The following is a 13,323-nucleotide window of genomic DNA, read 5'->3' on the forward strand; positions in this document are numbered from 1 at the left end:
TGACACCGGAGGGCCCGTTGTCCCGCTTCGTGCTCATCAAGGCAGTGCTCGGACCGATCATGCGCCTGATGTTCCGCCCACGGGTGGAGGGTGCGGAGCACATCCCGGGTGACGGTCCGGTCATCCTGGCCGGCAACCATCTGACCTTCATCGACTCGATGATCCTGCCGCTGGTCTGCGACCGTCAGGTCGTCTTCATCGGCAAGGACGAGTACGTCACCGGCAAGAGCCTCAAGGGCCGCCTGATGGCCTGGTTCTTCACCGGCGTCGGCATGATCCCGGTGGACCGCGACGGCGGCCGCGGCGGTGTGGCCGCGCTGATGACCGGCCGCCGGGTGCTGGAGGAGGGACAGGTCTTCGGGATCTACCCCGAGGGCACTCGCTCCCCCGACGGCCGCCTCTACCGCGGCCGCACCGGCATCGCCCGGCTCACCCTGATGACGGGGGCGCCGGTCGTCCCCTTCGCGATGATCGGAACGGACAAGCTGCAGCCGGGCGGGGCGGGGATGCCCCGGCCCGGGCGGGTCACTGTCCGCTTCGGTGAGGCGATGGAGTTCTCGCGCTACGACGGCATGGACCGGGACCGGTACGTGCTGCGCGCCGTGACCGACTCCGTGATGGCCGAGGTCATGCGGTTGTCCGGGCAGGAGTACGTGGACATGTACGCGACCAAGGCCAAGGCTGCCTGAGCCGACGGGTATTCCGGAGCCGTACGCACCTGCGAGGGTGCGTACGGCTGTTTCGTGGCCTGAAGGCGCGAAGGCGCGAAGGCGCGAAGGCGCGAAGGCGCGAAGGCGCGAAGGCGCGAAGGCGCGAAGGCGCGAAGGCGCGAAGGCGCTACAGCGATGGTGGGCTCGTCGTTCCGCGCCACCGACCGTTCACGCGTTCACGCGGGTGGTCGAGTCAGCGAGTGACCTCGTGGTTCCTGTCCGAGTGCTCGGTGCGCTCCGAGCACTCGGAGTGCTGGGCATCGGTGGCGGATCCGGCCACGATCATCGACGGCCGCGGGGAGCTCCCGTCCAGCCGCTGGCCGCGCAGCAGGAACCACGCCGCCGCCGCTGTCGCCAGCAGGACCGCCGCGCCCACGCCCGCCGCGAGGGCGAGGCCCTGGACGAAGGCCTCCCGGGCCGACGTCAGCAGTTCCTGTGCGGTGTCCGACGGGAGGTGCCTCGCCGCCTCCACCGCGCCCCCCAGTGACTCGTGTGCTCCTGACGGGGTCCCGGCCGGGGCGGCGAAGTCCCGGTAGACGCCCGTCACGATGGAGCCGAGAACCGCGATACCGAGGGCCGCACCCAGCTCGTACGCCGTTTCCGAGACCGCGGAGGCGGCGCCCGCCTGTTCCTTCGGTACGGAGGAAAGGATGACGTCGGCGGTCACCGTGAAGGAGAAGCCGGCGCCGATGCCGACGAAGAGCAGCGCGGTGCCGAGCAGGGGGTAGCCCGTCGACCGGTCGAGCACGGTGAGGGCGGCCAGGGCGAGGCCGATCGCCGCGAGGCCGCCCGAGACGACCGCGCGGACCGAGAAGCGGCGCGCCGCGCGGCCCGCGAGCAGGCCCGCCGCCACCGCGCCGACCGCCGCGGGCAGTTCGGCGAGACCCGCCTCGAACGGGCGTCGGCCCTGGACGAGTTGCAGGTACTGGGAGAGGAAGAAGACCAGGCCGGACAGGCCGAGGATGGTCAGCAGGTCGGCCAGGACCGCCGCGCTGAAGCCGCGGTTGCGGAACAGGCGCATGTCCAGCAGCGGGGTGGGGAGCGTGAGTTGGCGGCGGACGAACCAGTACAGGGCGGCCGCGCCGGCCAGACCCACACCGACGGCAGTCCCCGAGAAGCCGTGCGTCGCCGCTTCCTTGACCGCGTACACGATGGCGATCATGCCGACCAGGGACAGGACGACGCTGATCACGTCCCAGGGGCCGGGGTTCGGGTTCTTCGACTCCGGCAGGAGCTTGGCGCCGACCAGCACCAGGACCGCCATCACCGGCAGGTTGATCAGGAAGACCGAGCCCCACCAGAAGTGTTCGAGGAGGAAGCCGCCGGCTATGGGACCGATCGCCGTACCCGCGGAGGCCGTCGCGCCCCAGATGCCCACGGCCAGACTGCGCTCGCGCGGGTCGTGGAAGAGGTTGCGGATCAGGGCGAGGGTGGCGGGCATGAGGGTAGCGCCCGCGACGCCGAGCAGGGCGCGGGCCAGGATCATCAACTCGGGTGTCGTCGCATAGGCGTTGAGCACGGATATCGCCCCGAACGCCGTGGCGCCGCCGAGCAGGATCCGCTTGCGGCCGATGCGGTCGCCGAGGCTGCCCATCGACACCAGCAGGCCCGCGATGACGAAGGAGTAGACGTCGCCGATCCACAGGAGCTGGGTGCCGGAAGGCTTCAGGTCCTCGCTGATGTAGGGGGTCGCGAGGCCGAGGACGGTCGCGTCGACGGCCACCAGCAGCACGGCGAGCACGAGGACGGACAGCGCGAGCCAACGGCCCGGACGCTTCCCCGCCTCGGTCGTGGTCGCCGGCCGCAGGGTGCTGGTCATGATTCCTCTCTCCGTGAAGTGTCCTGGCGCAGTGCGCCGCCGAGCAGCAGCTCGACGATCATGTGGGTGAAGTCCTTGGGGGCGACGCGGCCTTCCGACACCGCCCAGGCGCCGGAGGCCAGCAGGCCGTACAGCGCCTCGGTGAGCCAGGCCGGGGTGAGGTCGATACGGAACTCGCCGGCCGTCTGACCGCGCCGGAACAGGGCCGCGATGCGGTCGTCGATCCTGGTCCAGCCCGTGTTCTGGGTGCCGCCCTCGAACAGCTGGTTCTCGGTGTAGAGGAAGGCGAGGAGCGCGGCGGACGGTTCGACCGCCCGCACCAGACGCCGTACGCCTTCGCTCGCCGGCCCGTCCTCCAGGCGCGCCGCGTCGAGCGCCGCCTCGCACTCCGCGATGCCGAGCGACTCCAGCGCCCGTACGAGCGCGTCGCGTCCGGCGAACTGACGGTGCAGCGTGGCCCGGCTGATTCCGGCCGCCCTGGCGACCTCGTCCATCGTCGCGGTGGACTTCCGGGTCAGCAGGGCCGCGGCGGTGCGGAGTACATGGTCACGGTCGACAGCCATGAGACAAGGATAGACCATCTGAGACATTATTGTCTCAGAATAGGCATGCGTGACTCAGCACGGCTGGTCGGGTGGTGTCTACCGGGTCTATCGCGTCTACCGGGTCTGCCGGTCAGTGCCAGGGCAGGCGGCCGCGCTGCTCCCAGTAGGCGGCCGGCTCCTGCACCAGCGTTGCGAGCCGGGCGAGCTGGTCCTCGTCCAGGTCCACGACCGCCGCGTGCAGGTTGGAGGCGAGCTGGGTGACGGTCGCCGCGCCGGAGAGGACGACTCCGGCCCAGGGCTCGCGCAGGATCAGGCCGAGGGCGACCGCGTCGCAGCCGAGAGACGTTTCTGCGGCCACGGCCTTCAGGGCGTCCGGCGCGTACGGGTCCGCGAGGCGGCCGTTGGCCATGCCCTCCTTGACGATCACGGTCAGGCCGGCGTCGTGCGCCTCGGCGAGAGCGGGAGCGGCCGAGGTCTCCAGGGCGTTGTACGTCGACTGGACGGTGCGGAAGAGCGGTTCGCCGTCGACCGTCACGGCGAGGGCGGCCCGGATGGCCTCGGCCTGGGCGGGGCCACTGGTGGAGAAGCCGATGGTGGTGCCGCGGGCGGCTGCCTCCGCCAGCTTGGCGTGGAGTTCCTTGTCGGTGAGGGCCGGGCTGTCCGGGGTCACCGAGTGGATCTGGTAGAGGTCGAGGCGGTCGCCGAGCAGTACGTCGGTCTCGGCGCGCTGCCGCTCGTACGTCGGGGCGCTGTGGTCCTTGACCTCGTGCGTCTCGGCGTCCGCCGACCAGCCGGCCGTGTAGGTGTAGCCCCATTTGCTGCCCACGACGATGTCGTCGATGTCGGGGCGGGCGCTCAGCCAGTCGGCGAGGAACTCCTCGGAGCGGCCGTAGGAGCGGGCCACGTCGAAGTAGCGGACGCCTTGGGCGTGGGCCGCGTCGAGGAGTTCGTGGGTGCGGCGGCGCAGTGTCTCCACGCTGCGGTTGTCCCCGAGGTCGTGGTCCCGGCCGAGGTTGATGTAGCCGGGGCGGCCGACGGCGGCGAGGCCGAGTCCGATGTGGCAGGTGGGGGTTGTTGCTGTGGCCAGGCGGGCGAAGGGCATCGCGGCTCCGTTCGGTCGGCTCCGGTACGGCTTGCGACCAACGTACCCGTGATGACCTTCGACTCCCGCCTCGGAACCCGGTGCTCCCGGTCAGTTCTTCTTGGCCGTCGCCCACTCGTGCTGTGCCGCCACGTACGCCCTGACCTCTGCCAGCTGGACGGCGACGGCGCTCGGGGCCGTGCCGCCGCGGCCGTTGCGGGAGGCCAGGGCGCCCGGGACGTTGAGGACGCTCCGTACGTCCGGGGTCAGGTGGGCGGAGATCTTCGCGAACTGGTCGTCCGTCAGGTCGGCCAGTTCCTTGCCCTCGGCCTCGGCGGCCTTCACGCACTCGCCCGCGACCTCGTGCGCGACACGGAACGGCACACCCTGCTTCACCAGCCACTCGGCGATGTCGGTGGCGAGAGAGAAGCCGGCCGGTGCCAGTTCCTCCATGCGCTCGCGGTGGACGGTGAGGGTGGCCATCATGCCGGTGAAGGCCGGGAGCAGGACCTCCAGTTGGTCGCAGGAGTCGAAGACCGGCTCCTTGTCCTCCTGGAGGTCGCGGTTGTACGCGAGCGGGAGGGCCTTGAGGGTCGCCATGAGGCCCGTCAGGTTGCCGATCAGACGGCCTGACTTGCCGCGCGCCAGCTCCGCGATGTCCGGGTTCTTCTTCTGCGGCATGATCGACGAGCCCGTGGAGAAGGCGTCGTGCAGGGTCACGAAGGAGAACTCCTTCGTGTTCCAGATGATGATTTCCTCGGCGATCCGGGAGAGGTTCACGCCGATCATCGCGGTGATGAAGGCGAACTCGGCGACGAAGTCACGGGAAGCCGTCCCGTCGATCGAGTTGCCCACGCTGCCGTGCTCGAAGCCCAGGTCCTTCGCCACCGCCTCCGGGTCCAGGCCGAGGCTGCTGCCCGCGAGGGCACCCGAGCCGTACGGCGAAACGGCCGTGCGCTCGTCCCACTGGCGCAGGCGCTCGGCATCCCGGGACAGGGGCTGCACATGGGCGAGGACATGGTGGGCGAAGAGCACCGGCTGAGCGTGCTGGAGGTGGGTGCGGCCGGGCATCGCCACGTCCGGGTGGGCCTCCGCCAGGCCGATCAGCGCGTCCTGGAGGTCGGCGATCAGACCGCCGATGATCCGGGCGTGGTCCCGCAGGTACATGCGGAAGAGGGTCGCGACCTGGTCGTTCCTCGACCGGCCCGCGCGGAGCTTGCCGCCGAGGTCGGGGCCGAGGCGCTCCAGGAGACCGCGCTCCAGGGCCGTGTGACAGTCCTCGTCGGCGACCGTGCCGACGAAGGAGCCGTCCGCGACGTCCGCCGCCAACTGGTCGAGACCGGCCAGCATGGTCGTCAGCTCACCGTCCGTGAGCAGCCCCGCCTTGTGCAGCACGCGCGCGTGGGCACGCGAACCGGCGATGTCGTAGGGCGCGAGCCGCCAGTCGAAGTGGACGGACGCGGACAGTTTCGCCAGGGCCTCGGCGGGACCATCGGCGAAACGGGCGCCCCAGAGCCGTACGTCACCGCTGTTGCTGCTCACTTGCGTTGCTCCTAGAGAGGGTGTCGATGTGCCACCGCCTCCCCACGCCATGCAGGGGGAGGCGGCGATTACGCTACTGCTTGCGCGAGGTCACGACCGCTCAGGCGAGGTCCCGCTGCGCCGCGATCTTCGACGACAGGCTGTAGATGTCGATGAAGCCCTTGGCCGCGGCCTGGTCGAAGGTGTCGCCCGTGTCGTACGTCGCCAGGTTGAAGTCGTACAGCGACGTGGCGGAGCGCCGGCCGGTGACGACCGCGCGGCCGCCGTGCAGGGTCATCCGGATGTCGCCGTTGACGTGCTGGTTCGCCTCCTGGATGAAGCCGTCCAGGGCGCGCTTGAGCGGGGAGAACCACTGGCCGTCGTAGACCAGTTCGCCCCAGCGCTGCTCGACCTGCCGCTTGTAGCGGGCGAGTTCGCGCTCGACCGTGACGTTCTCCAGCTCCTGGTGGGCCGTGATGAGGGCGATCGCGCCGGGGGCCTCGTACACCTCGCGGGACTTGATGCCCACGAGCCGGTCCTCGACCATGTCGATCCGGCCGATGCCCTGGGCGCCGGCGCGCTCGTTGAGCTGCTGGATCGCCTGCAGGACAGTGACGGGCCTGCCGTCGATCGCGACCGGGACGCCCTGCTCGAAGGTGATGATCACCTCGTCGGCCTCGCGGGCGAGGGCCGGGTTCTGCGTGTACTCGTAGACGTCCTCGATCGGCGCGTTCCAGATGTCCTCGAGGAAGCCCGTCTCGACGGCGCGTCCGAAGACGTTCTGGTCGATGGAGTACGGGGACTTCCTGGTGGTCGCGATCGGGAGGTTCTTCTCCTCGCAGAACGCGATGGCCTTGTCACGGGTCATCGCGTAGTCGCGGACCGGGGCGATGCAGGAGAGGCCGGGGGCGAGGGCGACGATGCCGGCCTCGAAGCGGACCTGGTCGTTGCCCTTGCCGGTGCAGCCGTGGGCGACGGTCGTGGCGCCGTGCTTGTGGGCGGCGGCGACGAGGTGCTTGACGATCGTCGGCCGGGAGAGCGCGGAGACCAGTGGATAGCGGTCCATGTAGAGGGCGTTGGCCTTGATCGCCGGGAGGCAGTACTCCTCGGCGAACTCGTCCTTGGCGTCGGCCACTTCGGCTTCCACGGCGCCGCACGCGAGGGCGCGCTTGCGGATGACGTCCAGGTCCTCGCCGCCCTGGCCGACGTCGACCGCGACGGCGATGACCTCGGCGCCCGTCTCCTCGGCGATCCAGCCGATGGCGACGGAGGTGTCCAGACCGCCTGAGTAGGCGAGTACGACGCGCTCGGTCACGGGGTTCTCCTCACACCGCATTTCACTGCACCGCATTCACTGACATGCATGAGTATGCAGCGCTCTGCATGATTCGTCAATCCGGGGCCGGCGTGGAGAAGTTTTGAAGGGAGCTTGAACAAACGAAACCGCTTACCCGTACTTCCCCCCGAACGCCGGCGCCGCGTTTGTACACCCACTCCTGACCCAAGTGAGGCATCCGCATGTCCAGGGCTCTTCCGAAGTACGACAAGCGCCGCGTCGCGATCATCGGCGGCGCCGCCGCCGTGGTGCTGTCCGGCGCCGTGATCGCCGGTTCCGCCCTCGCCGGTACGCCGGCCAAGAGCAGCGGGAACGACGCCCGCACGCTGGCCTCCCCCGGCACCATCACCTGCCCGGACGTCGCCTCTCGGCTCCCGGCGGTCCCGGCGTCCGCGAAGGCCGAGGTCGACCGCAACCTGGCCCTGCTGCAGACCCAGATCGACGAGGCCAACAAGCGGCTCGTCGACACGGTCGGCCAGGGCGGGCCCAACTTCGTGCAGAACGCCATCCTCGGACCGCTCAAGGACAAGCGGATCTCCACCGTCAACCGCATCGCCACCGCCATCGGCCGCACGGCCGACAAGCCGCAGGGCCTGGACGCGCTCGCGCCCTGCGCCCTCAACGCCGGCGGTGCGGCCGCCGGCGCGGGCGGCGAGGCGGGCGCCGGCGAGGGGGCGGGCACCGGCCAGGAAGCGGGCGCGGGCCGGCAGGCCACGGCCGCGCCGAGCGCGACGGCCTCGGACGCCGCGGGGGACGGAGCGGGCGGTGCCGCGGCGGGGGACGCCGCCGCCAACGGGTCGGGGAACACCGGTGCGGGCACCATCACCTGCCCGGACGTCGCCTCGCAGCTGCCCGCGATCCCGGCCTCCGCCCAGGCCGAGGTCGACCGCAACCTCGCGCTCCTCAACACCCAGATCGACGAGGCCAACAAGCGGCTCGCGTCCACGGTCGGCCAGGGCGGCCCGAACTTCGTGCAGAACGCGATCCTCGGCCCGCTGGCCGACAAGCGGAAGTCGACCGTCGACCGCATCGCGACCGCCATCGGCCGCACGGCCGAGAAGCCGGCCGGCCTCGACTCGCTGGCCGCCTGCACGCTCACCAAGTGAGGTGACAGGCGCTGTGGCCGCCCCGATGCAGCGCCGGCCGGGGCGGCCACGGCCGGTGTCGGGCAGGGCCGGTGTGGGGCACGGCGGGCCCCGCCGGTGAGGGAGCGGCAACCGGACGCCGTAATTCCTTAGACAGGCGAAAGGCCTGCGCCCATAATCGTCGGACGTGGGAAAAACTTATGAGTGCATAGACGGCAGGCTGCGCACGTTCATCGAGGCGCAGCCCGTGTTCTTCACCGCGACCGCGCCCCTGTCGGGCGACGGCACGGTCAACCTCTCCCCCAAGGGGCTCAAGGGCTCCTTCGCGGTGCTCGACGAACTCACCGTGGCCTACCTGGACTTCGCCGGATCCAACGCGGAGACCATCGCACATCTGCGCGAGAACGGCCGTATCACGCTGATGTGGTGCGCCTTCCAGGGGCCGCCGAACATCGTGCGGGTGCACGGGCACGGCGAGCCGGTCTTCCGTGACGACCCGCGCTTTCGGGAGCTGCTCACCCGTTTCCCGGACATCGACCCGACGGCTCACGGACTGCGGGCGATCATCGTGGTCACGGCCGAGCTCGTCCGCGACACCTGCGGTTACGCGGTGCCCTTCATGACCTACGACACGGACCGTGACCTGCACTCAAAGCGCTTCGCGCGCGAGGACGACGCCTCACTCGGCGAGTACTTCGCCAAGAAGGACCATGTGGCCACGAGCCTGGATGGCCTACCCGGGCTGCCGTTGCCGCTGCCGCCCTCTACGGTCTGAGCCATGCGATCAGCTCTCGCCGCCGGCGCTCTGGTGTCCGCCGCTCTGCTCGTGCTCGGTGCCGCGTCGGCCACGCCGGCCGCGACGACCGCCGCCGTGTCTCTTCCCGCCCGGATGGCCGACACGGGTGGCGGCACGCAGCTGATCACCGCCGTTGCCCCGGAGCCGAGTTCGACCACGGGCACGGTCACCTGGTGGGACCTGCGCCACGGCCACTGGGTGCGGGCCGGTTCGGCGGCCGCCCGGTTCGGGGCGAAGGGGCTCGTCGAGGGCGTCTCGCGCAAGCAGAGCACGAACACCACGCCCACCGGGCTCCACGACCTGCCGTACGCCTTCGGCATCAAGGCCGCGCCGCACGGGACGCGCTACAAGTACCGCCCGGTGCGGCGGAGTTCGTGGTGGTGCGAGGACAACGCCTCCCGCTCCTACAACCGCTGGACCCAGCCACGGCCGGCCGACTGCCGGGCGTCGGAGTCCGAGCACCTCGTCTCCTACCCGACGCAGTACGCGTACGCCCTCGTCATCGGCTTCAACTACCACGAGCGGGTGCACGGACGCGGCGCCGGTATCTTCCTGCACGTCAACGGCCGTGGGGCGACGGCCGGTTGTGTGTCCGTCCCGGTGGACGCGATGCGGCGGATCCTTGCGTGGGTGCGGCCCTGGAGCGAGCCGCACATCGCGATCGGCACGGCCGGCGGGCGTACGGCGATCACTCGGTACTGAGCGGGTGCGGGTCCTCGAGTCAGCTCCGCGTCCCTTGGACGGGCAGTGCGACCGTGAACCGCGTCGAACCCGGTGTGCTGTTCAGGGCCACGCTGCCGCCGTGCGCCTCCACCACCGCGGCGACGATCGACAGGCCCAGGCCCGCCCCGCCGCCGGGGGCGTCCGCGCGGCGGCGGTGCTCGGCCCGGGTGAAGCGCTCGAAGACGCCGGACTCGATGTCCTCGGGGACGCCCGGTCCGTCGTCGTGGACCGTGAGGACCGCGAAGGAGTCGTCGGTCTCCAGGGCCACCGTCACCTTGGTGCCGGCCGGCGTGTGCACGCGCGCGTTGGCCAGGAGGTTGGCCAGCACCTGGTGGAGCCGGTGCTCGTCACCGGTGACGATGAGGGGCTCCTCGGGGAGGTCCAGGGTCCAGCGGTGGCCGGGGCCCGCCGCCCGGGCGTCGGTGACGGCGTCCAGGACCAGGCGGGTCAGGTCGACGGGGCGGCGTTCGAGGGGCCGGCCCGCGTCCAGGCGGGCCAGGAGCAGCAGGTCGTCGACCATCGCGCCCATACGGCCGGACTCGGCGGCGATGCGTTCGAGGGCACGGGTGACCTCGGGCGGAACCGGGCCCGGGTGCAGCAGGGCGAGTTCGGCGTGCCCGCGTACCGAGGCGACCGGCGTGCGCAGCTCATGGCTGGCGTCGGCGGCGAAGCTGCGCAGCCGCTCCTCGCTGGCGTGCCGTTTGGTGAGCGCGTCCTCGACGTGGCCCAGCATCCGGTTGAAGGCGCCGGCGACCCGGCCCACCTCGCTGCGCGGGTCGGTCTCGGGGGCGCGCGGCGGCAGGGTCACCTCGCCGCTGGCGAGCGACAGTTCACTGACCCGGGTGGCGGTCGCGGCGACCCGGCTCAGCGGCCTGAGCGACCAGCGCACCCACAGGGCGCCGGCGACGCCGGTGAGGGTGAGGGCGGCGCCGAAGACGATCCCGGCGACGAGTTCGAGGCGGTGGACTGTGGCCTCCACCGGCTCCAGCGGCAGGCCGGTGATCAGCACGTCGCCGTCGATGCCCCGGCCGGCCACGACCCGGTAGGCGCCCAGCGTGGAGAGATCGACGCTGTGCCCCCTGCCGTCGGCCGGGACCGCGAGCAGCTGCTCCCTGTCCCTCGCGCTCAGGGGTACGTCCGTGACACTGCCGGGGCCGACGACGTCCGCGTTGGTGACCGTGGCGCCGACCAGCCTGGCCCCGAACGTGCCCGTCGGCTGCCGGCGTGTGTCGCCGTGCTCGTCACCGTCGTGGTCGTCGGGCGGCCGCCCCTTGTGCTCCAGGCTCTCCGGGAAACGGTCGCCCGCCTGGGTGAGCTGCTGGTCGAGGCGGCTGATGAGGAAGCCGTTCAGCTCGATCACCGCGGCGACGCCGACCGCGGCGCAGCTGACCGCGAGCAGCACGACCAGGCCGAAGGTCAGCCGCGCCCGGAGCGTCCGCGGGCGTGGCAGGTGGCGGACGGGCCTCATGGGGCCACCGGCTTGAGCACGTACCCGGCTCCCCGCACCGTGTGGATCATCGGCTCGCGGCCCGCGTCGACCTTCTTGCGCAGGTACGAGATGTACAGCTCGACGACGTGGGCGCGGCCGCCGAAGTCGTAGGACCAGACCCGGTCGAGGATCTGCGCCTTGCTGAGCACGCGGCGCGGGTTGCGCATCAGGAAGCGGAGCAGCTCGAACTCGGTCGGGGACAGCTCCACGAGTTCGCCGGCCCGGGTCACCTCGCGGGCCTCCTCGTCCATGACCAGGTCGCCGACACTCAGTCGCGGGCCCTCGTCCAGCTGCCGGGCCATGCCCGCGCGGCGCAGCAGGCCACGGAGCCGGGCGACGACCTCCTCCAGGCTGAAGGGCTTGGTGACGTAGTCGTCGCCGCCCGCCGTGATGCCCGCGATACGGTCCTCCACCGCGTCCCGCGCGGTGAGGAAGAGCACGCACACGTCGGGCTTCACGGCATGCAGGGAGCGCAGCACCGCGAAGCCGTCGGTGTCCGGGAGCATCACGTCCAGGACGACGGCGTCCGGCATCAGCTCCCGGGCCTCGGTGAGCGCGGTGGCGCCGTCCCCGGCCGCGCGGACCTGCCAGCCCTCGTAGCGCAGGGCACCGGAGAGCACCTCGGCGAGGTCGGGGTCGTCGTCGACGACGAGGACACGCAGGGGGGTGCCGTCGGGGCGGGTGAGGGCGGGGCGGCCGGACCGGGTGGTGTTCATCGCGCTACCAGGATCACACCTGGCGGAGGTGGCGGGCGGCCCTCGTCGCTCTGAGTTTCCTCTGAGTGGGCTCAGAGGATGCCCGTTGAGAGCGCCCTGAGAGGTTGCGGCGTCACAGTTGCGTCCAGTACAGGCGAAAGGACGCACCCATGACCACCGTGCACGAGCGGCGGGCGGCACCGCCCGTGGCGCCGGCCGCACGGCGCTCCCCCGGGGGCGCCGTGCTCGCACTGCTGTGGGCCGGAGCGGCGGCCGTGGTCGCCCTGTGGTGGGCGGACACCGCTTCCGTGGTCGGCGCGGCGGGCTGGCTGACCGGGGCCGGGCGGATCGCCGGGCTGCTGTGCGGGTACGCCTGCGCGGTGCTCGTCGGGCTGATGGCGCGGGTGCCGCTGCTGGAGCGGCGGGTCGGCTCGGACCGGGTGGCCCGCTGGCACGCCATGGCCGGCCGCTACACGGTCTGTCTGCTGCTGGCGCACATCGTGCTGATCCTGTTCGGGTACGCCGCCCAGGACCGCGCCTCGCTGTGGCACGAGACGGTCACCGTGGTCCTGGACTATCCGGACATGCTGAAGGCCGCACTCGGCACGCTGCTCCTCTTCGCGGCCGGCATCACCTCGGTCCGTGCCGCGCGACGACGGCTGAGCCACGAGTTCTGGTACTACGTCCACCTGCTCACCTACGGGGCCGTCTTCCTCGCCTTCTTCCACCAGCTGTCGCTGGGCAACGACTTCAACGGCAACTCCGCGGCCACGGCCGCCTGGTACGCGCTGTACCTGGGCGTCGCCTCCCTGGTCCTGTGGTTCCGGATCCTGGCGCCGGTGCGGCTGAACCTGCGGCACCGGCTGCGGGTGGAGTCGGTGCACAAGGAGGCGCCGGGGGTGTACTCGGTCGTCGTGCGTGGCCGGCGGCTGGACGAACTGGGCGCGCGGGCGGGGCAGTTCTTCCGCTGGCGGTTCCTCGGCGAGGGCATGGGCTGGACGTCGACGCCGTACTCGCTGTCGGCACCGCCGCGCCAGGACCTGATGCGGATCACCGTCAAGGCACTCGGCGACCACAGTGCGGCGGTCTCCCTGCTGCGGCCGGGGACACGGGTGTGGGCGGAGGGCCCGTACGGGTCGCTCACCCAGGACCGGCAGACCGCACAGAGGTCGCTGCTGATCGCGGGCGGCGTCGGCATCACACCGCTACGGGCCCTGTTCGAGACCCTCCCCGGCGAGGTCACCCTCCTCTACCGGGCTCGTACGGCGGAAGACCTCGCCCTGGGCGGGGAGTTGGAGGCGATCGCGCGATGGCGGGGCGCGCGGGTGCTGTACGCGCTCAACGGGGCGGACGGACGGCGTCCGAGCCTCACCGCCCAGTCGCTGGGCGCGACGTTCCCCGACCTCGCCGCGCACGACGTGTACCTGTGCGGCCCGCACGGCTTCGCCCGCGATCTGTACGAGGCGCTGCGCACCGCCGGCGTGCCGGACCGCCGTATCCACCACGAGTCGTTCGAGCTGTGA

Annotated in this window: 12 protein-coding genes; 5 read left to right on the forward strand and 7 right to left on the reverse strand. The window is 71.5% G+C overall.

Going from position 1 to position 13,323, the window contains the following annotated elements; all coding sequences use genetic code 11:
- The first annotated feature begins 17 nt into the window (after positions 1–17).
- Positions 18–689 carry a lysophospholipid acyltransferase family protein gene (locus tag ACYUED_RS08245; RefSeq protein WP_491291618.1) on the forward strand — a complete coding sequence of 224 codons (672 nt, stop codon included), beginning with the start codon at positions 18–20 and terminating at the stop codon, positions 687–689.
- 214 nt (positions 690–903) lie between these two features.
- Here ACYUED_RS08245 and ACYUED_RS08250 read toward each other — a convergent pair whose 3' ends face one another.
- From ACYUED_RS08250 to ACYUED_RS08270, 5 genes are all read right to left on the reverse strand, one after another.
- Positions 904–2,529 (reverse strand): MFS transporter, encoded by a 1,626-nt coding sequence (locus tag ACYUED_RS08250; protein WP_491291619.1) that lies wholly within the window; start codon positions 2,527–2,529, stop codon positions 904–906.
- Positions 2,526–3,092, reverse strand: a complete 567-nt coding sequence (locus tag ACYUED_RS08255) for a TetR/AcrR family transcriptional regulator (protein ID WP_491291620.1) — start codon at positions 3,090–3,092, stop codon at positions 2,526–2,528. Before ACYUED_RS08255 ends, ACYUED_RS08250 begins: the two co-directional genes overlap by 4 nt.
- Before the next feature lie 112 nt (positions 3,093–3,204).
- Positions 3,205–4,176: an aldo/keto reductase gene (locus ACYUED_RS08260; protein WP_491291621.1), complete on the reverse strand. Its 972-nt coding sequence runs from the start codon at positions 4,174–4,176 to the stop codon at positions 3,205–3,207.
- A gap of 90 nt (positions 4,177–4,266) precedes the next feature.
- Complete coding sequence (gene argH, locus ACYUED_RS08265) at positions 4,267–5,697, reverse strand: argininosuccinate lyase (RefSeq protein ID WP_491291622.1); 1,431 nt, start codon at positions 5,695–5,697, stop codon at positions 4,267–4,269.
- A gap of 100 nt (positions 5,698–5,797) precedes the next feature.
- Complete coding sequence (locus ACYUED_RS08270) at positions 5,798–6,991, reverse strand: argininosuccinate synthase (RefSeq protein ID WP_491291623.1); 1,194 nt, start codon at positions 6,989–6,991, stop codon at positions 5,798–5,800.
- A 203-nt stretch (positions 6,992–7,194) separates the two neighbouring features.
- Here ACYUED_RS08270 and ACYUED_RS08275 point away from each other — a divergent pair, with 203 nt between their 5' ends.
- The 3 genes from ACYUED_RS08275 to ACYUED_RS08285 all read left to right on the forward strand — a co-directional run bounded on the left by ACYUED_RS08275 (position 7,195) and on the right by ACYUED_RS08285 (position 9,595).
- Positions 7,195–8,118 carry a hypothetical protein gene (locus ACYUED_RS08275; protein ID WP_491291624.1) on the forward strand — a complete coding sequence of 308 codons (924 nt, stop codon included), beginning with the start codon at positions 7,195–7,197 and terminating at the stop codon, positions 8,116–8,118.
- Positions 8,119–8,284: 166 nt separating this feature from the next.
- Positions 8,285–8,872 (forward strand): pyridoxamine 5'-phosphate oxidase family protein, encoded by a 588-nt coding sequence (locus tag ACYUED_RS08280; RefSeq protein ID WP_491291625.1) that lies wholly within the window; start codon positions 8,285–8,287, stop codon positions 8,870–8,872.
- A gap of 3 nt (positions 8,873–8,875) precedes the next feature.
- Entirely contained in the window at positions 8,876–9,595 is a 720-nt protein-coding gene (locus ACYUED_RS08285) for a L,D-transpeptidase family protein (RefSeq protein WP_491291626.1), read from the forward strand.
- Positions 9,596–9,614: 19 nt separating this feature from the next.
- Here the strand turns inward: ACYUED_RS08285 and ACYUED_RS08290 are convergent, their stop codons facing one another.
- Both ACYUED_RS08290 and ACYUED_RS08295 read right to left on the reverse strand, forming a co-directional pair.
- Positions 9,615–11,084: a sensor histidine kinase gene (locus tag ACYUED_RS08290; protein ID WP_491291627.1), complete on the reverse strand. Its 1,470-nt coding sequence runs from the start codon at positions 11,082–11,084 to the stop codon at positions 9,615–9,617.
- A complete protein-coding gene (locus tag ACYUED_RS08295; RefSeq protein ID WP_491291628.1) occupies positions 11,081–11,821 on the reverse strand; it encodes a response regulator transcription factor in 741 nt (246 codons plus the stop codon). Before ACYUED_RS08295 ends, ACYUED_RS08290 begins: the two co-directional genes overlap by 4 nt.
- Before the next feature lie 149 nt (positions 11,822–11,970).
- Between ACYUED_RS08295 and ACYUED_RS08300 the strand changes: the two genes are divergently transcribed.
- Positions 11,971–13,323 (forward strand): ferredoxin reductase family protein, encoded by a 1,353-nt coding sequence (locus tag ACYUED_RS08300; protein WP_491291629.1) that lies wholly within the window; start codon positions 11,971–11,973, stop codon positions 13,321–13,323.

The sequence above is a fragment of the Streptomyces sp. DF42 genome, assembly GCF_058267695.1.